The sequence below is a fragment of the Aeribacillus sp. FSL M8-0235 genome (assembly GCF_038000355.1).
GTDB classification, from domain to species: domain Bacteria; phylum Bacillota; class Bacilli; order Bacillales; family Aeribacillaceae; genus Aeribacillus; species Aeribacillus composti.
Genome location: NZ_JBBOBW010000001.1, coordinates 3193031 through 3215293, shown reverse-complemented (window position 1 = coordinate 3215293; position 22263 = coordinate 3193031). Strand labels below are relative to the sequence as shown.

The window sequence follows — 22263 nt, the reverse complement described above, 5'->3', positions numbered from 1 at the left end:
CGGATAAAGACTAATAGTAAAAATAATGGAAAGGAGATTCACAGCTTGAATTATTTCCGGATTTTATATTGCTCTGTCTTGTTATTTTTTTCTTTTTTTAGCTGCGCCTCTGCTGCTGTCAGCAATCACCCGATTCATTGGGGTTTTCAAAAAAACAATAATCATCAGCCTCCTGATGCCGGGAAAGAATGGAATGAACTTTTAAATAAATATGGAGCGTTTTATTTAGGAGATCCCAGCAAAAAAGAGATTTATTTAACGTTTGATAATGGCTATGAAAACGGCTATACATCGAAAATTTTGGACGTACTGAAAAAGCACGATGTACATGCGACGTTTTTTGTAACAGGCCATTATTTAAAAACAGCCCCTGATCTTGTAAAGAGAATGGTGAAGGAAGGGCATATTGTCGGCAATCATTCATGGAGCCACCCTGATATGACGACAATAAGTGCTGATAAAATAAAGAAGGAGCTTGATGCCGTCAGCGACAAAGTAAAGGAGCTTACAGGCCAAGAAGGAACAGTATATGTGAGACCGCCAAGGGGCATTTTTAGCGAACGCACACTTGCATTGTCCGAAAAATACGGTTATCGCAATATTTTTTGGTCGCTTGCATTTGTCGACTGGAAGGTGAATGAACAAAAAGGCTGGCGATATGCATACGACAACATTATCAATCAAATTCATCCGGGCGCGATCATTTTGCTGCACACCGTATCAAAAGACAACGCTGATGCGCTTGATGAAGCGATTAAAACTTTAAAACAGCAAGGCTATACTTTTAAAAGCTTAGACGATCTAGTGATGGAGAAAATGTTTGAAAGTCCATTTCTTTATTAATAGAAGCGGATTATGTGATATAATAGCTCCGAAAAAATACGATAAAGGTCGGTAAAAACATGTGGAATGTGACGATAAAAGCGGCGCCGCCGTATGACTTCGACCGCGTGTTAGAGCGCCTTTCACTTGATCCGTTGAACAAGGTGGACGTGCACAAGCGAACCGTCCTTGTTCCTCTTTATAGTGAAAAAGAAGAACCTTTTGTTGCCGCTGTAAAAGCAATCGGAACGAAGGAAAACCCAGTATTTGAAATATCAGGGGAACAGGATGAACAAAAAGAACGAGCCATCCATGAGCTGACACGCATATTTCAATGGAAGAATTCGCTTAAAACCATTCAAGATCATTTCCTGCAAACCAACCTTGCTCCGCTTTTTCAAGAGCATGAAGGGACGCCGCTCGTGTTAGATTTTCATCCGTATGCTTGTTTAATGAAATGCATTATTCATCAGCAATTAAATTTATCATTTGCCTATCAGTTGACGACCGCTTTTGTGCAAACTTTTGGGTTTCAAGTAGATAATGTATGGTTTTATCCAAAACCGGAAACAGTAGCCAAATTGAATTATGAGGATTTGCGGGCGCTGAAATTCAGCATGAGAAAAGCGGAATATGTTATTGATACCTCCAGACTGATTGCAGAAGGAGCACTGCCGCTTCAGGCCTTCCATGAATGGAGCGATGATGACATTATGAAAAAATTGGTTCAAGTGCGCGGCATCGGCCCGTGGACGGTGCAAAATTTTCTTTTATTTGGGCTAGGCAGGCCGAATCTGTTTCCTGCTGCTGATATCGGCTTGCAAAATGCTATCAAGCATTATTTTCAACTGGAAAAGAAACCGACAAAAGAAGAAATGGAAAACTACAGCCGCGAGTGGGCTCCTTATTTAAGCTATGCAGCTTTTTATTTATGGCGAAGCATCGAAAAGAGACGGGGAGAAGCGAAATGAAGATAAAAAATAGACCGGCATCTGTGACGATTCAAAAGGGACAGCAATTTCCGCTGACCATTAAGCGGCTTGGCATTAACGGAGAAGGTGTCGGGTATTTTAAGAAACAAGTCGTCTTTGTCCCGGGAGCTTTGCCCGGGGAAGAAGTGGTCGTTCAAGCAGAGAATATCCAACCAAATTATGCAGAAGCCGTTATTAAAAAAATACGGAAAAAATCCCCTCATCGTGTGAAACCGCCCTGCATCTATTATGACCGATGCGGAGGCTGCCAATTGCAGCATTTGCAATATGAACAGCAGCTTGCTGCCAAACGGGACATTGTCATTCAAGCGCTTGAGCGCCATACGAACCTAGAGGTTGACACCCTCGACATCCGTCCGACAATCGGTATGGACGACCCTTGGCATTACCGCAATAAAAGTCAATTTCAGCTCGGAAATGAAAAACAGCAAGTGATAGCGGGCCTGTATGGTGCGAATTCACACAAGCTTGTTCCAATTCACTCTTGCATGGTCCAGCACCCGCTGACAGATAAAATTACCCAAACGGTAAAACAAGTACTGGAGGATTTTCACATTCCGATTTACCATGAGCGAAAACGGACGGGCATCGTTCGCACAATCGTTGTACGCGCCGGCGTTCAAACGAACCATGTGCAAGTCGTCCTCATTACAAAAGCGGAAGAATTGCCGCGAAAAGAACTGATTGCAGCGGAGATCATGAAGCGCGCGCCGGAAGTAAAATCAGTCATGCAAAATATAAATGGAAGCAAAACATCGCTGATTTTCGGCGACAAAACGGTTTTGTTAAAAGGTGAAGAAGTCATCCAAGAAACATTGGGCGATCTTTCCTTTGAACTATCCGCCCGCGCTTTTTTCCAGCTTAACCCGGTGCAAACGGTCAAACTTTATGACGAAGTCAAAAAAGCAGCAGGTTTAACAGGAAGCGAAAAAATCGTAGATGCCTATTGCGGCGTCGGCACGATCGGCTTGTGGCTGGCAAAGGATGCAGCAGAAATCAGAGGAATGGATGTCATTGAAGAATCCATCCGTGACGCGAAAAAAAACGCCGAAAAACACGGGATCAAAAATGCAACATATGTCACAGGCAAAGCAGAAACATGGATGCCAAAATGGGCAAAAGAAGGCTGGCGCCCAGATGTTGTCGTCGTCGACCCTCCCCGCACCGGCTGCGACCGAGCGTTTCTCAAAACAATCAAAAAAGTGAAGCCAAAACGATTCGTTTACGTCTCATGCAATCCGTCCACCCTGGCAAAAGACATTCAATTTCTTTCCAGCTTGTACAAAGTCGAATACATCCAGCCCGTCGACATGTTCCCGCACACGGCGCATGTGGAGTGCTGCGCGTTGCTTATAAAAAAATAAATATTCGAAAAAGCGCGTTTCTGAAAATCAATGAAACGGGCTTTTCCTAATGGATAATACAACTGACAGATCCGATTAGTTCGAAACAAATCAAAGAAGGAATAATCCATCCAGACTTGCCCGATACAATGAATTTATTTTTTCCGTGAAATAGATTTTTGAATCTGTTCTAAAAAAACCGGAACAAATGGAACAACCAAAATGCGCTATAAATAAGGCTTTAGCGCGAGTTGTTCCCTTGTTCCTAAAATTTTTGCCTAGTGCTATATAATTTTATGATGGAAATCGAAAAAGTTATTAATAGTTGGGTACTTAATTAATGGAACTTTGGAACACTGAATATTAAGTAGTCGAAAAATGCAATAATTGCAAGTCTTTGTTTTAATATAGGTGTTCCAAAACAAATAAGAGCTTAGAACATATTTGGAGCATTAGTTTTTCACAGAGAAACAAAGGTCTGGTAATAACTTTGTAGAATTACAAGGTTATGTGCGATCCCATTCTCCTTTACAATCCGGGCATTGCCACCTTACTACACGGTCTTCCTCTAAACTAGATATCCCGATTTTTCGACTAAAGTGTGTCGCATTGTAATGATGTTGTTTTTCCTTGGGGATGGGATCTCCTTGTAGACAGCTCCCACAAAATGGACAGTACTCTAAATTATCTTCCAAAATTATCATCCTTTCTTAATTTATTAAACATTAGATCTTGTGGAATTTTGATGTTAGTCTAAAAATTGGACACGTTTATGATACATTTTATGGTATAATCATTTTCAAATTCAAAAAAGGGTTTGATAAAAAATGGATTTAAATTCGGCTGATCGGGAACAGATACTGTCGTTTTTGAAAAAAATAATTGTTGAAACATTACATGATCAATCAGTAAAAGTCTATCTGTTTGGTTCGTGGGCTCGTAAAGAGGAAAAGAGGACATCCGATATTGACATCGCTCTTTCTGCAGATTCAGCTATTCCGATTTCTAAGTGGGTGGAACTTCGTGAACGAATAGAGGAATCGCCATTACCGTACAGAGTAGATCTTGTCGATTTATCTAAAGCCGATCAGGCTATGAAAGAAAAAGTGAAAAAGGAAGGAATTTTATGGAACGGTTAAAGGAACGTATTCAACTTGCTTTAAAAGCTCTTCGTGCTTTCCAAGAGGTTTTGCTCCTAGAGAATCCAACGGAAGTTGAACGGGATGCAGCTATTCAGCGATTTGAGTTTAGTTTTGAAGCTTGTTGGAAAGCAGTAAAACAATTTTTATATGATAAAGAAGGAATTGATGTCGGTTCACCTAAAGGAGTAATTCGTTCAAGCAGGGAAATTGGAATTTTATCTGATGAGGAAACGATCATTGCATTAAAAATGGTAGATGATCGGAATTTGACAGTTCATACATACAATGAAGAGCTAGCTGTTGAAATTTTTGGCAATCTCCATAAATATTATCAACTTCTCTATAACTGGATTATCCGTATAGAGAAGAGAGAATATTAAATATAGTTGGAAGAGTAAAATTCCGTTAACGATGTATCGTTGTTTTTTAAGATTGGCATTTGCAGTTCGCCCACTCAATTTTCTACGCCTGGAAAGAATTATGAACATCGTTTTATATTGAACAGATTTTCCCTATTTTTTCTCAAACAATCGATTGTTTATCGTCAATACCGAATACATGCATTCGGTATTGACTTGTGTAAATGAAATTTGCTTCATCGGTATCGACGGTATTCGGGAGAAAAGCGGAAAAACGGCTTTACCGGTCGGGTCTGAAGGATCGGCTGACAATAAGGATCCGGTTTTTGCTTTATTTTGTTTTTTGATTAAGCCAATTCCCGATTTCAGCCATCGGTTCCACATTCACTTTATCATTCCCCGGGGGCGCTTTAATAAAAAAATAACTGTGCCGGGTTGTGACCGTTGAGCATATTTAATGCCTGGGGTAGTTACATAGAAATCGCCTTTTTGAAAGGTGTACAGTTCTCCTGTTTCCACATCTAAATATTCCGTTTTTCCGCTGATAATGTATTGATATTCATAAGCTTGCGTGTGGTAATGCGGCAATTCACCCTTAAAATCACCGTATGAAGTGATTCCGATTTCCAGTTTGTCGCCTTCTATAAATGGAAGTGTTTGCGGGCGTGATAATTGGCCGACAAAATATTGCCTTGTCGTCTTTTCGGGCGATTTCTTAATTTGTTCGCTTATTTCCTTCACGAATTGACAAAGTTTTCCCCCCTCTTTTTTGATAGTTCTAATGTTTCTTTTGTTTTTGGCGCCTGTTTCTCAGTTTAAACTTCTTTCTTCGAATATGAAAAAAGGGACGAATGCAAAAATCTCGTCCAGTAGGAGTTGCTCTGATACACTTATTATTATCTTCAAAAAGCAAACAAAGATCCCCTTATGCCACTCGTAACTGGTTTTTTTAATGGAATCTAGTAGCATTCCTCGTTGGGCTTCGTAATAAATAAACTCAATGAGATTGTGAATTTTTCTCGATCTCACACTCGCAAGACCGGTTGAAAAATCACTTGAATGTTCTGTCATGCAATAGATATACGTAAATTGTACGATGGCCCAAAATCGTTTAATGGCTCGCTCATGTCGGATTCGATATCGATCGAAACCTAATGTTTCTTTCGTTTGCCGAAAGTAGCTTTCGATCGACCAGCGTTTCGCATAGTATTCAAGAATAGCCTAATCGCTCAGTTTTTGTGTCTGTACTTAAAAAACAACGCAAATGCTCGCTCGTCATCGGTTGATCGGTTTTCCAACAAAAAAATACCACCGCATTTGGAATGTCGTTCAATGCCCCTTCGTAGCGATACATTCGATACGTTTCGCCTCCCACGGTCACGAGGTGGGTATCGGAAATGACTCAAACGTCGTTCGGTGTTTCGGATGGTAACTCAACTGATGGAGATCCGTCAGAGTACCAGAACATCCTTTTGTGAGCATTCCATCTATGAGGTGGACGAGATGGTTCATCACAGACTTGGAATAATAACGTTTTAATCCGAGAGAAAATCATGTATTGTAAATTTCTTGATGATGTGCTAATCGTATCTATACGAGAGACATGAACCTCCTTGTTTGGGTAGTTTGATAGCACATCTATTCTAACCAAGGAATCGGTTCATGTCTCTTTTTATGTTTATTTGTAAATTTATGTTAGTAAATTTGCTCAAGTACAGTTTGAAAAAATATAAATTTCAAGTGAAGCGGAAGAAGATGGGGTTTTTCAAGAAAATAAATTCAATGTGAGTGTTCTTGAGTCTGAAGGGATTCTTTTATTGCAATATTCACCGATCTAAAGACAGGTGAACAATACGAATATAACACTACTAATTACAGGCTTCTGCTGTGCCGTATTTTGTTTACTTACTCGGAGGTGCTGTTTTAAGATATACTATTAAAAAAATAGGTAGTAAAACCGTTTTACAAATTGGAAAAAAGACTTTCCTGAAAAAGTCAAGCAGTGCAGCAAAAAACGCAGTGAAAACATTTAGGAACGTTTCTTATAACGTTGGTGGTGGAAAAAAAGTAATTTTTACAAAAGCCAAGATGGAACATATCCTGAAGAATCACCATCCAAGATATTGGACTGGAAAAAAGAATAAAGACTTTTTTGATCCGGATTTTACAGTTAATGATATTAAAAATATAGTAGCAAATGTTATAAATTCTAATAAATCAAAAATAAGTTCTGCACTTAAGAAAAAACGAGGAGTAAATGTTACAAAAAAATAAGGGGAGTAACATATGAAGTAAGAATAAATTCTAATGGCTATGTATCTACAGCATTTCCGAGAAAATGAGGTGAACAGGTATGATTGAAAATGACGTTATGATAAAAACTTTCGTATATAATTACAGCCATGAACTTGAGGAATATTATACGGTAAAAAAGACTAAATTTTTGTCGATTGATGACCCTCTGGCCGGGATTGCCGCCAAGAAAATATTGGAAGAGAATAACTTGGATTACCTGGCAGGCTATATATTTTTAAGTTATGATGGAAAGCCTGTTTTCACGGAGGAAAGAACGGAAACCGAATGTTTGTTAACAACGTGGCTGGATTTGGCAAGAATTTTAAGAGAGGAAGAAGATAAAGAATTTGAAATATGCTTCCTTGATAATGCCGATGGGAATGCCATAATCAAAAAAGAAGCCGGCAATTATGTAATTACATTACAAAAGAGAAAACAAGGACCGGCGGATACATTTACAATACCAGCGGAAAAATTAAAGGAGGCAGTCCGCAAAAATTTTGTCAAGTTTATCGGGTTTTGCCGGCAGTCGAATCTTGTTTTCTCAAAAGAAAGCCTATATTCAAACGCTTTGGAAGAATACGAAAAGATCAAAGGATGAAGGCAGGAAGTGTTTCTTCTCTTTCCAAAAGACAACAGCATAAAAGTAAGGTTTTGAAAAAATCTATCCAAAAAGACATCGCTCCCAAAATAATACATGATTTTATGTATCATCAGAAGAATGGAAAAACCCTGAAATCCTTGCATACAATGGATCTCCAGGGTTTTTTAAGTGTAATGGAACACTTGAGTATTTAAGTCCGGTGGAGTACAAAGAGAAACACCTCAAAAAAATTGTCTAGTTTAGTGTTGACATACCAATACAAAAAAAGTTGACAATTATACATGTAAATGGTAAAACTATACTTGATAGGCAAACATTTTATTTACTACATCAAGATGCCACTCATTATGCAGGGCATTTTTTTTCGCGCATCATTGATAATGATTATCATTATTGAACCACAATCATAATCAATGGTGTTTTTTTACGTCATATATTGAGAATGATTATCGTTTCCATTAAATGCCCTGGCATATAAAAACATAAAGGAAAATTTATGTCTAAATCTAATAGCAATAAACTTACGAATTCGACAGATGATCAGCATTTATTAAGACCGGCTACACTTTGGGGTATTCCTTTTGTGGCAGAAGTATTACCTATTTTTGAAAAGAATTATCTTGATGATTCAAGACTTCGGCAATCTTTAGAAGTAGCAATAAAATAAGTTCAAGGCGAAAAGTGAGGACAAGAACTTTGTAGAGTGTCAATGGAAGACTTTAAAATTGATAAAGAAGTAGATGAACCTGCATAACATGTAACAAAAGTAGCATCTGGGATTTCTGCCGTTCCTTATACCCATACGGATTTACAAAACGGCGACCAGGGATGGAGACAGGCACGTCATGTACTAGGACCAATTGTTTACGCAGCTTATGCACTTGAGTTATCAAAGACTTCAAAGGTTGAAAGCGACGACATGATTGATCGTGCAATTAAAGTGGCACCAACTGAAGTTCATGCAATTATTCGGAATTACCCACCGCAGCCCAGCAAGAAAACACGACTAGATATATTGTTTAAGAAACTTGATGATGGTTTGCGTGCCTGAGGTATATAACAATTAATTAATTTGGAGGTAAGATTAAATGAGTATAAGATTTGATCCAAATAACCCTATTATTAAACTCTGTATGAGTGGGATGGGATTGGAGGACAGTGGAAACAGTAAGGATGCAATCACGATGTTTCATAAAGCATGGCATGAAGCAACAGATGACTATGAAAGATTTATCGCATCTTATCATTTAGCTCGTATACAAAAGAGTATTACAGATAAATTAAAATGGATGAAGACATCTCTACAGTGTGCCCTAAAGATAAATGATGATAATGTTAAAAGTGCATACTCAACGTTATATTTAAACATTGCCAAGTGTTATGAGGAGTTGGGTGATTCTGAAAATGCAAAAATAAATTATGAATTGTCAAATTCAGCTAAGGGTACACCTCCCGATATAGGGCCATTTTACCATGGGACAAAGGCAGATTTGAAAGTTGGTGATTTACTGACAGCGGGTGGAATTTCAAATTACAAACCCGAACTTAAAATGAACCACATCTATTTCACTGCTAATGTCTATGGTGCAGGACTTGCAGCAACATTAGCAAAAGGAGAAGGAAGGGAACGCATTTATATAATAGAACCAACAGGTGAATTTGAAAACGACCCAAATGTTACTGATAAAAAATTCCCTGGTAACTTAACACGTTCTTATCGCTCGAAAGAGCCTTTAAGAATTATTGGTGAAGTAACGGAGTGGGCGAAACTGACACCTAAAGAGCGACGTGAATGGCGGGAAGAGTTAGACAAAAATAAAGGCGAGATTATTAACTAAATGTATTTAATGATGTGAAGTTAAAGGTCGATATGTTCCCGTCTACCGATAGCCGTGGATATGTTTCCCAGAATGGACATAATCAAATAACATCAATCCCATCAGCTCTACACATGAAGAGACGGTGGTAATGATGTTGAAAAAGTAAAGTTTGGGGAGTCTTGAAAAAACTAGGTTATAAAAATTCAAATAAATCTGTCCACTGGATTTATACCCTCGATGTGTGTTCATGGGAACATATTGAGGGTTTTTTTGGGCAAAAATTGAGTCTGAAATTAGGCAGGGTTGAGTTGAAAGAATAAGCAAGTTTTAGGGTTGAGGAGACAGGATAAATGTAAGCGTAATTATTCATGGTAGTATTCGTGCTCCTGGCATCTCTATGATACGGTTCTTTTGATACAAGAAATTCAATATATTTTATAATGGGTCTTGTAATTGATTTTTAATGGTAATAAACTTTGTTTCAAGGATATCCTTTAACGATATTAAAGTCCTGCGGTAATATGTCAAGGTGAAAAATCATAGAAATTGGAAATTCCCTTGTCCGATGATCCGAAAAAAGGCAATACTGAAGAAACCCAGTATTGGTACATGTAATAAACTGGGTCTAAAGGTTGATATTGGTATACCAGATCGATCCTCTTATCGATCTTCCCCCTTTCTTGGCGTGTAGATTTGACCGTTGCGTAGCAGCGCATCGATCACACGCACGAGTTTTCTAGCGGTGAGGACGAGGGCTCGTTTATGTTGGTGTTTGGGCACTTCCTCATACTTCTTCCGGTAGTACGCACGAAACGTCGCATCATGCCGTTGCACCGAGTTGGCAGCCTCCACTAGGTAGTAACGGAGATAGCGATTGCCGGAACGAATGAGGGAGGTGTCCTCGGCTTGAAAACGGCCCGATTGGTGCTTGGACCATGTCAAGCCGGCATATTTTGCCAAGGCGGCCTGGTTGTGAAACCGCTCGATTTGCCCGATTTCGGCCAGGATGCCTGCGGTATAAACCGGTCCGATGCCTGGGATGGTTTGCAGTGTGTTCGGAATGCCTTCAAGATGGCGGGTAATGGCTTTATCGAGCTCTTTGAGCTGCGATTGCAGGCTGCGGATTGATTGAATCGACAGCCCTAACAGCAAGTCGATGGAATCCTCGACACACTTGGACAACCGATACGACGAACGGGCCGCCTTTTGAATCGACTTGGCGATGCATTCCGGATCGGCAAAGCGATTGCGCCCTTTTTGGCGCAGGAAGTCGGCCAACTGCTTGACATCCATTTGGCAGATGTCATCGAGGCTCCACGACTCAAGCAGCAGTTCGAGAATGGCATGTCCGAAGATCGAACTGTCCACCTCTTGGGTAAAGGAACTGCATTTGTAAAACAAGTGCTGGAGAAAATACTGTTTCTCACGGGTTAACTGGTGGACGAGATGATATCGCATGCGTGTCAGTCGCTGAAGCGCGAGAAACTGCTCCTTGAGGACAGCCGTCATCTTCAGACGGCCGAAGCGAAGCCGATCCGCAATGATCCAAGCATCGATGTCATCCGTTTTCTCCAAGTCGACATAGGCTTCTTTAAACTTGCGAATGAGCTTTGGATTGATCGTAAACACCTTGACGTTCCAAGCCTGCAAGGCCTCCTGCTGGTGGAAAAACATAGCTGGATGCCAACTGTAGACCGAGGTGGCTTCCATCCCGATCAGAATTTCGGTTGGCTTTCGCTTGTTAGCCCACAGGAGGATTTGATCCCGAAGGAAGGTGGCGCCCAGAAGATGATTATCCACTTTGAAGCGTGCGCACGTATTTCCTTCATGATCCATAATGCAGGTGGCTAAGTCGCGTGAGCTCACGTCGATCCCGACGTAGAGTTTCATGAGATCACCTCCTATTGTTGTAGGATCGAGGGGTAGGACTCTTCGGGATGCCCCCGGATCGCGCCTGTTGACCAGTCACCCTCGCATATGAGAACTCACGTTGGACCATGGGCTGCCCTGGAAGCTGCTCCTTCCAGCATGGGGAAAACCAACGGGAACAGCCTGCGGGTTAGACGTCCAAACAGGGGCCGAGGAGACAGACTTTACAAGTAGTCAAAGCTACAGGAGTGAGAAGAGTATCCCCGATGATCCTAAGACCATTATCCAGGAACATTGCGAAAAGTCCAACCCCGGTACGCTCAACCCTTTGTGGGAGGGGCGCGCCCCTCCCACAAAGGCAACCACCCAAGATATGCGATTGTCAAGGAGCGTATCGGACTGGAAATTCGATAAAAAAACTTTCTGAAACTTAGTATACGAGGAGTGGGAAAAATGATTGTAAAGAAAACAGAATTCCAGCAGTTGCATAGCTGTGTAGAAGAGAGTACAGGCAACGAAAAGAATATTTGTGAGATAACTGCCATCAAAAACGGAAGCATAGTTTATGAGGATTACTGGCATGGATATCGGCGAGGGGATACACTCAATGTTATGTCGATCACCAAGAGCGTCATGGCGCTTTTGATCGGTATTGCCATCGACAAAGGGCTTATCAAGAGTATAGGACAGAAAGTTCTGGAATTCTTCCCAGATTATCAAGTGAAGCGAGGAGAAAAGACGATTTATGATGTCACGCTCCGTCACCTTCTCACAATGACGGCTCCCTACAAGTATAAGTCTGAACCCTGGACAAAGGTCTGTACCAGCGATGACTGGACAAAAGCGGCTCTTGACCTTCTTGGCGGAAGAAAAGGCATCACGGGTGAGTTTAAGTATTCAACACTTGGGATTCAGATATTGTCAGGTGTGATAGCAAATGCCAGCGGTATGAAGGTGGTTGACTTTGCCAACGCCTGTCTCTTTGAACCCCTTGGTATTCCACGTCATATCAATAAGGAAGATAGATCAAAAGAGGATCAGTTTAACTTCCTAATGAGCAAGGAACCGAAGGGTAATGTCTGGTATGCGGATCCCCAGAATGTGAATACTGCTGGTTGGGGACTTGCTCTGTCGGCTAACGATCTTGCTGCAATAGGTCTTATGTGCCTTCAGAAAGGGATATATAATGGAAAAAGGATTGTAACTGAAGAATGGATTGATGCCCTTTCAACGCCATATATCGATTTGGATGAAGGGTTTGGGAAAATGTCATATGGATTTCTGTGGTGGATCATAGATGCAAGCAAACGAATCTATGCAGCCATAGGTGATGGAGGAAATGTCATCTATGTCAACGAGGCAAAAGGCATTTGCGTTGGAATCGCAGGTACCTTCAAACCCAGGATTTTTGATCGCGTCCAGTTCATTCAGAATAAAATCGAACCACTGCTTTAATGGCCGTGAAACTTACCCATAAGAATTGCTACGCATCCCGACGGATGTAGATACCCAAAACATTGCCTCATGGAAAACTCTTAAAAATTGCAGTTTTACTTGTGAGGGCATGATTAGGCAAGGAAAAATGGTTAATACATAGAGTGACGCTGTTGTGGGAGAATAGGGTTACTAAAACTAAGGAGTAAAGAAAATGGTAGCATTAATGGGCTTTGATAATTTGCCATCTGAGGTGATTGCTCAGATAAATAAAGTCATAAATATATGGAAAAGTACTTGGATAATCAATTAATCGGTGTGTACCTTCATGGGTCAATTGTGCTTAATGCTTTTATAGCTAAATCCAGTGATATTGATTTATTAATAGTGATTCAAGATTCTTTAGATATCCCAACGAAACTAGCTATTGTGAGAGATATTATTGAGATTGATGGTAAGTCATGTCCTCAGAACCCTGCGGTGTAGAGTGTAAAGAGGAAGCATATAAGTAAATTGAAAAAATGTTAATAGTGGTTTTGGTATTAGAAGGTGTAAGTAATTGAGGGAGGTGTTTATTTGAAAATTAGAAAAGCTACAATTAATGATATTAAAGATATTAGTCGTATTCATGCTTTAAGCTGGAAGTTGGCCTACAAAGGAATTATTCCACAAACTTACTTAGATGAACTTAAAGAAGATTTTTGGGTGCCAGCTTTTACATCATGGTTAAATGATAAAGTTTTAACTGCTCAGGTTATGATGGAGAAGGGTAGCATAATTGGTTGTGTTGCTTATGGAAAGGCCCGGGATAAATCACTGTTTAGTTGGGGTGAAATTGTCTCCATTTATCTGTTACCCGAGTATTTTGGCAAAGGATATGGTAGTAAGCTATTAGAAAGTGCTCTACTGGATTTAAAACAATCCGGCTTTCAAAACATTTATTTATGGGTATTAAAACAAAACCTACGTGCAAGATATTTTTACGAAAAGAATAATTGGCGATGCAATGAAGATGATGAATGCATGTGTGAAATTGCAGGAAAACAACTTACCGAAATACGTTATATTTATTCTTTTGACAATTCTACTCAATCATGATTATAGAATCAGATATGTTGTACTTTATTGTGGAGTGTAATGGATATGTTTCCGCCTACCGATAGTGCTAAAAACCTACTGGCTATGTTTCCTAGAACACACAACTCAAATAACATTCATTCTGTCTTCTCGAGGCATGTGGAGTGCTGCGCGTTGCTTATAAAAAAATAAATATTCGGAAAAAGCGCGTTTCTGAAAATCAATGAAACGGGCTTTTCCTATATCCTTTATGCATTTAAAAAATCATTTGCAAACCGGTAATAAATTTTCGGTGAACCGTCTTCTTTTATTTCGATTCGATCAACCAAACGGTGAAGCATCTCAGGAGTTAATTTATTGAAATGTATATATTCTTTTAATTCATTTTTTAGTTGTTTCATATTCTTTCGTTCTCGTTTGGATTGATCTTTAGTTCAAGTTTGACAGAGTACACTAAAGAAAAGCCCGAAAATACTGGTGTTTTGGACTTTACCCACAACACGTACCACTACACTTGTTAGTGGCACGTGTCTTTTTCTAACACTCTAGGAGGCGCTTGTGACAAGTGCTTCAAATGCGTATTAAATGAAAATGTCGATTATAAATGTGTAAAGCAAAAGGATGGCCATGTTTATTTATATCTAGCACCTACAAATATTATTGAAGCATATAAGAGCCATGAAAAAGATCCATTTTATTCAACAAGTAATAAAGTGGTGAAGGATATTCAAAATCAACCTTATTTTAAAGGTACTCGGAAGGTTAGAATTAGCAAAAGCCAGCCTACTGCATGGATCATACAACTGACAGATCCGATTAATTCGAAACAAATCAAAGAAGGAATAATCCATCCAGACTTGCCCGATACAATGATTTATTTTTACGTGAAATAGATTTTTGAATCTGTTCCAAAAAAACCGGAACAAATGGAACAACCAAAATGCGCTATAAATAAGGCTTTAGCGTGAGTTGTTCCCTTGTTCCTAAAATTTTTGCCTAGTGCTATATAATTTTATGATGGAATCGAAAGGACAGTTATTAATAGTTGGGTACTTAATTAGTTTTTCACAGAGAAACAAAGGTCTGGTAATAACTTTGTAGAATTACAAGGTTATGTTCGATCCCATTCTCCTTTACAATCCGGGCATTGCCTCCTTACTACACGGTCTTCCTCTAAACTAGATATCCCGATTTTTCGACTAAAGTGTGTCGCATTGTAATGATGTTGTTTTTCCTTGGGGATGGGATCTCCTTGTAGACAGCTTCCACAAAATGGACAGTACTCTAAATTATCTTCCAAAATTATCATCCTTTCTTAATTTATTAAACATTAGACCTTGTGGAATTTCATGCTTAGATTAATCGATTAATTATTATAAATAAAACTCATGGTGCTAGATGACGATGGACGATAATTGATCATGTATTTTCTACATGTCGTGATTGCACTGCAAATACGGAAAACACTTGAAAGTAACAGGATTGTGACATTCAACTAGCACCACATGTTATAAATAAAGTAATTATATTATATCCTAATTGGAAGTATATGTTAATTTTTTATGCGTTCCTTTTATGTTTCTAATTTATTTTTTCTTATAACACATCTATTCATGCGGCCGTTTTTAACAAATCGTATTGTCATTTCAGTTTTGCCCCATAAAACACAATAATAGTAAATGTTTGATTGACTGGAAACTATTTACCTATTACAATATAACTATATTGACCCAGACAATATTTTGGTAGGTGATCAATTGATAGGCTTAGAATACATCCTTGAACTTTATGGTATGCAGCAAATTGAACTGGCCGAAAAGCTTGGAATTAAAAAGCAAAATATTAATCTTTGGATTAAAAGAAAGCAAAAGATCTCTAAAAAACATTTACCTACGTTGGAACAAATTTTTGGCATAGACGCTAAATACTTTTCAAAAGAATTAACTGATTTAGATAAACTGGAGATTCAAAAAGAAAAATTAAAACGGGATTTACAGCCTATTATCACGAAACATGAAGAACAGTTCCTCATTGGGGAAGAAAATGATCTTGTTGAAGTGCCGGTTTATGACAAAGAGGAATTGAATCAAATTGAACATGCTATTGAAAAAGCCAAACTAATTGAAAAATTTCGGAACATGCTTAATCGTGCTGAACATCAACCTTATCTCGACACATTTAAATTGGTTCTTGAACTTTTAGATAAGGCACAGCATGAACCGGTTTTCCATAAAACAATAGAAGCTTTAGCACATTATTTAGAAGTGTTACCAGATTGGGTGTCAACAGGTCCTGAACAAGATGAATTTGAAAGTGAATTATTCGAAGTATTCGATGATTATAATTACTAGATTTAAAAGGAGACATGATGATGGACACAGCAAAGATTGGTTTTGAGGAAACACTTTGGAAAGCGGCTGACAAATTACGTGGAAGCATGGATGCATCCGAATATAAACACGTAGTCTTAGGATTGATTTTCTTAAAATACATTTCTGATAAGTTTGAAATGAAGTATAACGAGTTAGTTGAAGAAGGAGAAGGTTTTGAAGAAGACCGCGATGAATATACAGCAGAGAATATTTTCTGGGTACCGAAACATTCACGTTGGAGCTTCATTAAAGACCATGCGAAAGATCCGAAAATCGGTCAATATATTGATGAAGCGATGATTGAAATTGAAAAAGAAAACCCGTCACTTAGAGGTGTGTTAGATAAACGTTATGCCCGCCCTGAGATTGATAAACGCCGTTTAGGAGAACTGATAGACCTCATTTCAACCATTAAATTGCACAGCAAACAAGAAAAAGACTTACTTGGTCGTGTTTATGAATATTTTTTAGGTAAGTTTGCCAGTGCAGAAGGAAAAGGCGGTGGCGAGTTCTATACGCCACAAAGTGTTGTCAAAACATTGGTTGAAATGATTGAACCGTATGAAGGGCGAATTTATGACCCTTGTTGTGGCAGCGGCGGCATGTTTGTTCAAAGTGAAAAGTTTGTTGAACGCCATCAAGGAAAAATTGATAACCTCTCGATTTACGGTCAAGAATTGAATTCGACGACTTGGAAGCTTTGTAAAATGAATCTTGCTATCCGTGGAATTGAGGGGAATATCGGCGATCATCATGCGGATACGTTCCATAATGATTTACATAAAACGCTGAAAGCAGATTTCATCCTTGCCAATCCTCCATTCAATGTGAGTGACTGGGGCGGAAATGAATTAGTTGATGATGTTCGTTGGAAATTCGGTACACCACCTGCGAGCAATGCCAACTATGCATGGTTACAGCATATAATCTATCACCTAGCACCAAATGGCGCTGCTGGTATTGTATTAGCCAATGGTTCGTTAAGTTCCAATACATCGAATGAAGGGGAAATCCGTAAAAACATACTCGAAGCGGATTTAGTCGATGCCATTGTTGCTTTGCCTGACAAATTATTCTATTCAACAGGTATTCCAGTTTGTTTATGGATTTTAAACCGTAATAAGAAAAATCATCCTAAATACCGAAGCCGTGAACATGAAATTCTATTTATCGATGCTCGAAACATGGGTCAAATGGTTGACCGTCGCCTGCGTGAATTAACGGAAGAAGATATTCAAAAAATTGCAGGAACATACCGAAACTGGCGTAAACCAGATGGGAAATATGAAGACATCAAGGGATTCTGTAAATCAGCGACGTTAGAAGATGTACGTAAAAATGACTATGTATTAACTCCCGGACGCTATGTTGGAATAAGTGATGTCGAGGATGATGGTATACCATTTGAAGAAAAAATGGAAACCCTCACGAGTGAATTAAGAGAACTATTTGAAAAATCCCACCGATTGGAAGAAGAGATTAGAAAGAATCTAGGGGGGATTGGGTATGAAGTATAAAATTGAAGAATTGTGTGAAATAAACTCAGAAAATATATCAAAAAGTGATGATATAAAATATATTTATTACCTTGATACTTCTAATTTAACAAGAGGTACAATTAATGAAATACAAAAATTAATTGTCGGAAAAGACAAGCTCCCTAGTCGAGCTAAGAGAAAAGTTAAGGTAAATGATATTTTGATTTCTACTGTTAGACCTAATCAAAGACATTATGGAATTATTAGAAAAGAGATAGAAAATTTAATAGTTTCTACAGGATTCGCAGTATTATCACCTAATTTAAAGAAAGTGAATCCAGAATATTTATATTGGTATTTAACTCAGGACTCAATAGTAAATTATTTGCAATCAATTGCTGAGACAAGTACATCAGCATACCCTTCAATTAAACCAAGCGTAATTGGAGGATTAGAAATAGATTTACCAAAGTTAGAAGAACAAAAGGCAATTGCAAACATTCTTTCAACCTTAGACGAAAAAATTGAAACCAACAATCAAATCAACGAAAAGCTTGAAGAAATGGCACAAGCATTGTTTAAACATTGGTTTGTTGACTTTGAGTTTCCAAATGAGAATGGTGAGCCATATAAATCAAGTGGCGGCGAAATGGTTGAAAGTGAGTTGGGGATGATACCAAAGGGGTGGGAAGTTTCAAGTTTAGATAAAATTGCAGATTACCTTAATGGATTAGCTATGCAAAAATATAGACCAAAAGAAGATGAATTATCTCTCCCTGTTTTAAAGATAAAGGAATTAAGAAACGGTGAACTAGATATAAATAGTGATAGATGTTCAGCGAATATTGAAGACAAATATATTATCAATGATGGCGATATTATTTTTTCATGGTCAGGTACTTTAATGATAGGTATTTGGTGTGGTGGAAAGTGTGGGCTGAATCAACATTTATTTAAAGTTACTTCACAAAAATATAATAAATGGTTTTATTACTTTTGGATTAAAAGACATTTAGATAGATTCATTAATATAGCAAATAGTAAGGCTACAACTATGGGTCATATAAAACGAAAAGATCTTACTGATTCTAAAGTGTTAATTCCTACTTCGAATGTATATGAAAAGGCTAATGAGATACTAGGTACCATAATTAATGACATAATTAACTTAAAAATTGAGTCAAAAAAATTAAAAGCTGTTCGTGATATTCTATTACCTAAATTAATGTCTGGAGAAATCCGTATCCCAATGGAAGATGGAGTGTTATCAGAAAAAAATTAAAGAATAAATGTCATATCCCGTTTCGAAAGGGGAGAGGAGAATGAGTTTTTTAGAAAATTTTACAGAAGATAAGCTGGAAGAAGCAGCTATAGAAATTCTCCAGGAGCTTGGCTATGACTATGTTTTTGGTCCGGACATTAGTTGTGATGGGGAAAGACCAGAACGCAAAGATTATCGTACCGTAATTTTAGAAGACCGTGTAAAAGATGCTTTGTTTAAACATAATCGCCATTTGCCACATGAAGCAATAGAAGAAGCATTTCGGCAAATTATAGCTTTTAATAGTCCAAGCTTAGAAGAAAACAACCGTCATTTTCACAAATTAATCACTGAAGGCATTGATGTGTCGTTTCATCAAGATGGTCATAGCCGTTCGATGAAGGCATTCTTGATTGATTTTGAAGAACCAGCTAATAATGATTTTCTCGTTGTTAATCAATTTACGGTCGTTGAAAAAGAAGAACGCCGCCCGGATTTAGTTATTTTTATAAATGGCATCCCATTCGTCGTTATCGAATTAAAATCAGCATCTGATGAAAATGTGAGTATCGATAATGCCTATGCACAGATTCAAACGTATAAACGTTATATTCCATCTTTATTTTATTATAATGCGTTTTGTATTTTATCCGATGGGATTAATGCGAAAGCGGGAACGATTACCGCAAGTCAAGAACGTTTTATGAATTGGCGGACGGTGGATGGGGAAAACATTGAACCACTTGAAGTGCCGCAATATGAAGTGTTGTTAAGAGGGATGCTGGCAAAAGACCGGCTTATTGATATTATTGAAAACTTTATTCTCTTTCAGGAATCCAAAGAAGAAGAACGGGATGAAAATGGGAAGAAAATCGGCGAAAGAAAAACGATTGCCAAAATTCTCGCAGCCTATCACCAATATTTTGCGGTAAAAAAAGCGGTGGAAAAGACAAAAATAGCGACCAGTGAGAATGGAGACCGTAAAATCGGTGTTATATGGCATACACAAGGTTCGGGTAAAAGTTTTTCAATGGTTTTTTATGCAGCACAGCTTGTCAAGCAGCTAAATAATCCAACTATTGTAGTAATTACTGACCGCAACGATCTAGATGACCAATTATTTTCGACATTTTCTAAATCAAAGGATATTTTAAGACAAACACCGAAACAAGCAGATGTCCGCAAATTGAGTGAGGAACAGAAAAAACAACAAGCCAACGAAAAATCCAAAGAGATAAACGGATTATATGATCTTCTCAATGATCGAGAATCAGGCGGTATTATTTTTACAACGATTCAAAAGTTCAAACCGGAAGATGGCGAAATGCCGGTTTTAACCGATCGTAAAAATGTGATTGTTATTGCGGATGAAGCTCATCGCAGTCAATATGGTTTTTCTGCAAAGACAGATACGAAAACAGGCGAAGTGAAATATGGATATGCAAAATATCTTCGTGATGCACTTCCGAATGCTTCCTTTATCGGTTTTACAGGAACACCGATTGAGCTGGAAGATAAGTCAACGCCCGCTGTTTTCGGTAATTATATTGACATTTATGATATGACGCGAGCAGTTGAAGACAAAGCAACGGTTAAAATTTATTATGAAAACCGTATTATCCGCTTGGAAGCCAATGAAGAAGAATTAGCTAAGATCGATGAAGAATTTGAAGAGATTACCGAAGATCAGGAAGAATCAGTACGTGAAAAATACAAGTCCAAATGGTCGAGGCTCGAAGCCATCGTCGGTTCACCTAACCGCATAAAACAATTGGCAAAAGATATAGTCAATCATTACGAAGAAAAGGCAAAAGCAATTGACGGAAAAGCAATGATCGTCTGTATGAGTCGCCGTATTTGTGTCGCACTTTATAACGAAATTGTCAAATTACGTCCAGATTGGCATTCAGATGATGATGATAAAGGTAAAATTAAAGTCGTCATGACAGGCAGTGCTGGAGAGGATGATTTCCTACAGCCGCATATTGGTGGAAAAAAACGGCGGGATTTATTGGCAAAAAGAATGAAAGATAATAGTGATGAACTAAAAATCGTCATTGTACGTGATATGTGGCTGACTGGATTTGACGTACCTTCCATGCATACGATGTACATCGATAAACCGATGAAGGGTCATAATCTCATGCAGGCAATCGCACGGGTAAACCGTGTATTTAAAGATAAATCAGGCGGTGTGGTTGTCGATTATATTGGAATATTAGAAAGCTTAAAGAAAGCTTTAAATCAATATACCGAAAGTGATAAGAAAACAACAGGTATCGATACATCGGCTACAATTGCTGTGATGAAAGAGAAACTTGAAATCCTGCAAGATATGATGCATGGGTTTGATTACTCTGCTTATATGGGTTCATCCCAAGCAGCTCGTATTCGAGCCATCACTGGCGGAATGAATGTCATTTTTGGTAAGAGTGAAAAAGAACAAAAAGAATTCAAAAAGACGGCAACCGAGCTAGCGAAGGCGCATTCACTATGTGCAGCGACGGATGAAGGAAAAGCAGCAGCCCTTGAAGTTAGTTATTTTAAAGCGGTTAAGGCAAGCCTAAATAAATTACAAGAAAAACAGCCGAAGCGGAAGACGAAAAAAGAAATCGAAGCCCGCGTTAATCAATTACTCGAACGTTCCATTATTTCAGAAGAAGTAGTTGATGTATTTGAAGTGATGGGATTGAAACATCCTGATGTATCTATATTATCGGAAGAATTTCTCGAAGAAGTACGTTCATATGAATATAAAAATTTAGCCCTTGAAATGCTTAAAAAATTGCTGGAAGGCAACATCAAAACAATGGAAAGACGCAATCTTGTTAAATCACAAAAATACTCAGAAAAGCTAAAACAATCCCTAAACAAATATAAAAACCAATTCATTACGAATGCCGAAGTCATGGAAGAACTAATTCAAATGGCAAAGGACATGAAAAAAGAACGAGAAGAAGAAAAAGATCTAGGATTAAATGAAGATGAAATTGCCTTTTACGATGCTTTAACATCTGAGTCTATAGTTAAAGAGTTAATGGAAGATGAAGTCTTACGCAAAATCGCCAATGAACTGACTCAAGCAATTAGACGGAACATGACCATTGACTGGCATGTTCGAAAAAGCGCCCGTGCAGGAATGAGGAGAATTATTAAGCGACTATTGAAGAAGTATGATTATCCACCAGAACAAGCGAAAAAAGCTTTAGACACAGTTATGCGTCAAGCAGAGTTGATGGCGGAGCATACAGAAGTAAGGGATTGGGATACGCTAAAGGCTGCGGAATCTAAAGGTGAATATGAAATATAAGTGCATCAGTGTCAGTCATTTCTTGAAATACTTTTTAGAGGTGACTGACATTTTCTTTATTAAAAAGTAGATTTCAAAACGTATT

General features: G+C 38.4%; 20 protein-coding genes and 1 pseudogene. 15 read left to right on the top strand and 6 right to left on the bottom strand.

The features are described from left to right. The first annotated feature begins 45 nt into the window (after window positions 1-45). From pdaA to NSQ71_RS15725, 5 genes are all read left to right on the top strand, one after another. Complete coding sequence (pdaA, locus tag NSQ71_RS15745) at window positions 46-843, top strand: delta-lactam-biosynthetic de-N-acetylase (RefSeq protein ID WP_327856984.1); 798 nt, start codon at window positions 46-48, stop codon at window positions 841-843. 59 nt (window positions 844-902) lie between these two features. Beyond that, window positions 903-1793: a DNA-3-methyladenine glycosylase family protein gene (locus NSQ71_RS15740; RefSeq protein WP_340734202.1), complete on the top strand. Its 891-nt coding sequence runs from the start codon at window positions 903-905 to the stop codon at window positions 1791-1793. Further along, the gene (rlmD, locus tag NSQ71_RS15735) at window positions 1790-3178 is read left to right on the top strand and encodes a 23S rRNA (uracil(1939)-C(5))-methyltransferase RlmD (RefSeq protein ID WP_339193350.1); all 1389 of its coding nucleotides are present in this window, start codon (window positions 1790-1792) and stop codon (window positions 3176-3178) included. The genes NSQ71_RS15740 and rlmD overlap by 4 nt, the downstream gene beginning before the upstream one ends. An 806-nt stretch (window positions 3179-3984) precedes the next feature. Then, on the top strand, window positions 3985-4296 hold the full coding sequence (locus tag NSQ71_RS15730) for a nucleotidyltransferase family protein (protein ID WP_130158900.1): 312 nt from the start codon (window positions 3985-3987) through the stop codon (window positions 4294-4296). Beyond that, entirely contained in the window at window positions 4284-4679 is a 396-nt protein-coding gene (locus tag NSQ71_RS15725; RefSeq protein WP_063389150.1) for an HI0074 family nucleotidyltransferase substrate-binding subunit, read from the top strand. Before NSQ71_RS15730 ends, NSQ71_RS15725 begins: the two co-directional genes overlap by 13 nt. Window positions 4680-4811: 132 nt before the next feature. On the opposite strand, the gene NSQ71_RS15720 is transcribed toward NSQ71_RS15725, so the two are convergent. The 4 genes from NSQ71_RS15720 to NSQ71_RS18595 all read right to left on the bottom strand — a co-directional run bounded on the left by NSQ71_RS15720 (window position 4812) and on the right by NSQ71_RS18595 (window position 6012). Continuing rightward, entirely contained in the window at window positions 4812-5042 is a 231-nt protein-coding gene (locus NSQ71_RS15720) for a hypothetical protein (RefSeq protein WP_339193349.1), read from the bottom strand. Continuing rightward, window positions 5043-5399, bottom strand: a complete 357-nt coding sequence (locus NSQ71_RS15715; RefSeq protein WP_339193348.1) for a cupin domain-containing protein — start codon at window positions 5397-5399, stop codon at window positions 5043-5045. 69 nt (window positions 5400-5468) lie between these two features. Next, a complete protein-coding gene (locus NSQ71_RS18600) occupies window positions 5469-5846 on the bottom strand; it encodes a hypothetical protein (protein WP_445206429.1) in 378 nt (125 codons plus the stop codon). A 22-nt stretch (window positions 5847-5868) separates the two neighbouring features. Beyond that, a complete protein-coding gene (locus NSQ71_RS18595; protein WP_445206390.1) occupies window positions 5869-6012 on the bottom strand; it encodes a hypothetical protein in 144 nt (47 codons plus the stop codon). Window positions 6013-6545: 533 nt separating this feature from the next. Between NSQ71_RS18595 and NSQ71_RS15705 the strand changes: the two genes are divergently transcribed. From NSQ71_RS15705 to arr, 3 genes are all read left to right on the top strand, one after another. After that, window positions 6546-6932, top strand: coding sequence for a hypothetical protein (locus NSQ71_RS15705; protein WP_339193347.1), 387 nt, complete (start codon window positions 6546-6548; stop codon window positions 6930-6932). Window positions 6933-7011: 79 nt separating this feature from the next. Further along, window positions 7012-7554, top strand: a complete 543-nt coding sequence (locus tag NSQ71_RS15700) for a hypothetical protein (protein ID WP_130158894.1) — start codon at window positions 7012-7014, stop codon at window positions 7552-7554. Between the two features lie 1415 nt (window positions 7555-8969). After that, complete coding sequence (gene arr / locus NSQ71_RS18590; RefSeq protein WP_445684712.1) at window positions 8970-9395, top strand: NAD(+)--rifampin ADP-ribosyltransferase; 426 nt, start codon at window positions 8970-8972, stop codon at window positions 9393-9395. A 642-nt stretch (window positions 9396-10037) separates the two neighbouring features. Here arr and NSQ71_RS15690 read toward each other — a convergent pair. Then, window positions 10038-11267 carry an IS110 family transposase gene (locus NSQ71_RS15690; protein ID WP_027725928.1) on the bottom strand — a complete coding sequence of 410 codons (1230 nt, stop codon included), beginning with the start codon at window positions 11265-11267 and terminating at the stop codon, window positions 10038-10040. A gap of 432 nt (window positions 11268-11699) precedes the next feature. Here NSQ71_RS15690 and NSQ71_RS15685 point away from each other — a divergent pair, with 432 nt between their 5' ends. The 3 genes from NSQ71_RS15685 to NSQ71_RS15675 all read left to right on the top strand — a co-directional run bounded on the left by NSQ71_RS15685 (window position 11700) and on the right by NSQ71_RS15675 (window position 13778). Next, window positions 11700-12701 carry a serine hydrolase domain-containing protein gene (locus NSQ71_RS15685; protein WP_340734200.1) on the top strand — a complete coding sequence of 334 codons (1002 nt, stop codon included), beginning with the start codon at window positions 11700-11702 and terminating at the stop codon, window positions 12699-12701. Between the two features lie 276 nt (window positions 12702-12977). Then, window positions 12978-13166, top strand: coding sequence for a nucleotidyltransferase domain-containing protein (locus NSQ71_RS15680; RefSeq protein WP_340734199.1), 189 nt, complete (start codon window positions 12978-12980; stop codon window positions 13164-13166). A gap of 90 nt (window positions 13167-13256) precedes the next feature. Continuing rightward, window positions 13257-13778, top strand: coding sequence for a GNAT family N-acetyltransferase (locus tag NSQ71_RS15675; protein WP_340734198.1), 522 nt, complete (start codon window positions 13257-13259; stop codon window positions 13776-13778). A 227-nt stretch (window positions 13779-14005) separates the two neighbouring features. Here the strand turns inward: NSQ71_RS15675 and NSQ71_RS15670 are convergent. Then, window positions 14006-14170 (bottom strand): annotated as a pseudogene (locus NSQ71_RS15670) (DUF4368 domain-containing protein); the annotation flags it as partial. A gap of 1344 nt (window positions 14171-15514) precedes the next feature. Here NSQ71_RS15670 and NSQ71_RS15665 point away from each other — a divergent pair. From NSQ71_RS15665 to NSQ71_RS15650, 4 genes are read left to right on the top strand one after another with little or no spacing between them, the layout of a single operon-like run. Next, the gene (locus tag NSQ71_RS15665; RefSeq protein ID WP_094244793.1) at window positions 15515-16108 is read left to right on the top strand and encodes a helix-turn-helix domain-containing protein; all 594 of its coding nucleotides are present in this window, start codon (window positions 15515-15517) and stop codon (window positions 16106-16108) included. A 20-nt stretch (window positions 16109-16128) separates the two neighbouring features. Continuing rightward, window positions 16129-17646, top strand: a complete 1518-nt coding sequence (locus NSQ71_RS15660; protein WP_340734439.1) for a class I SAM-dependent DNA methyltransferase — start codon at window positions 16129-16131, stop codon at window positions 17644-17646. Beyond that, complete coding sequence (locus NSQ71_RS15655) at window positions 17636-18889, top strand: restriction endonuclease subunit S (RefSeq protein ID WP_340734197.1); 1254 nt, start codon at window positions 17636-17638, stop codon at window positions 18887-18889. Before NSQ71_RS15660 ends, NSQ71_RS15655 begins: the two co-directional genes overlap by 11 nt. Window positions 18890-18929: 40 nt before the next feature. Further along, entirely contained in the window at window positions 18930-22178 is a 3249-nt protein-coding gene (locus NSQ71_RS15650) for a type I restriction endonuclease subunit R (RefSeq protein ID WP_340734196.1), read from the top strand. The last annotated feature ends 85 nt before the right edge of the window (window positions 22179-22263 follow it).

Bases quoted from the DNA above. Each gene is read 5' to 3' on its own strand.
- NSQ71_RS15740 (WP_340734202.1), top strand. From the start codon at position 903: ATGTGGAATGTGACGATAAAAGCGGCGCCGCCGTATGACTTCGACCGC.
- rlmD (WP_339193350.1), top strand. From the start codon at position 1,790: ATGAAGATAAAAAATAGACCGGCATCTGTGACGATTCAAAAGGGACAG.
- NSQ71_RS15730 (WP_130158900.1), top strand. From the start codon at position 3,985: ATGGATTTAAATTCGGCTGATCGGGAACAGATACTGTCGTTTTTGAAA.
- NSQ71_RS15725 (WP_063389150.1), top strand. From the start codon at position 4,284: ATGGAACGGTTAAAGGAACGTATTCAACTTGCTTTAAAAGCTCTTCGT.
- NSQ71_RS15720 (WP_339193349.1), bottom strand. From the start codon at position 5,042: ATGTGGAACCGATGGCTGAAATCGGGAATTGGCTTAATCAAAAAACAA.
- NSQ71_RS18595 (WP_445206390.1), bottom strand. From the start codon at position 6,012: ATGTATCGCTACGAAGGGGCATTGAACGACATTCCAAATGCGGTGGTA.
- NSQ71_RS15700 (WP_130158894.1), top strand. From the start codon at position 7,012: ATGATTGAAAATGACGTTATGATAAAAACTTTCGTATATAATTACAGC.
- NSQ71_RS15690 (WP_027725928.1), bottom strand. From the start codon at position 11,267: ATGAAACTCTACGTCGGGATCGACGTGAGCTCACGCGACTTAGCCACC.
- NSQ71_RS15685 (WP_340734200.1), top strand. From the start codon at position 11,700: ATGATTGTAAAGAAAACAGAATTCCAGCAGTTGCATAGCTGTGTAGAA.
- NSQ71_RS15660 (WP_340734439.1), top strand. From the start codon at position 16,129: ATGGACACAGCAAAGATTGGTTTTGAGGAAACACTTTGGAAAGCGGCT.
- NSQ71_RS15655 (WP_340734197.1), top strand. From the start codon at position 17,636: ATGAAGTATAAAATTGAAGAATTGTGTGAAATAAACTCAGAAAATATA.
- NSQ71_RS15650 (WP_340734196.1), top strand. From the start codon at position 18,930: ATGAGTTTTTTAGAAAATTTTACAGAAGATAAGCTGGAAGAAGCAGCT.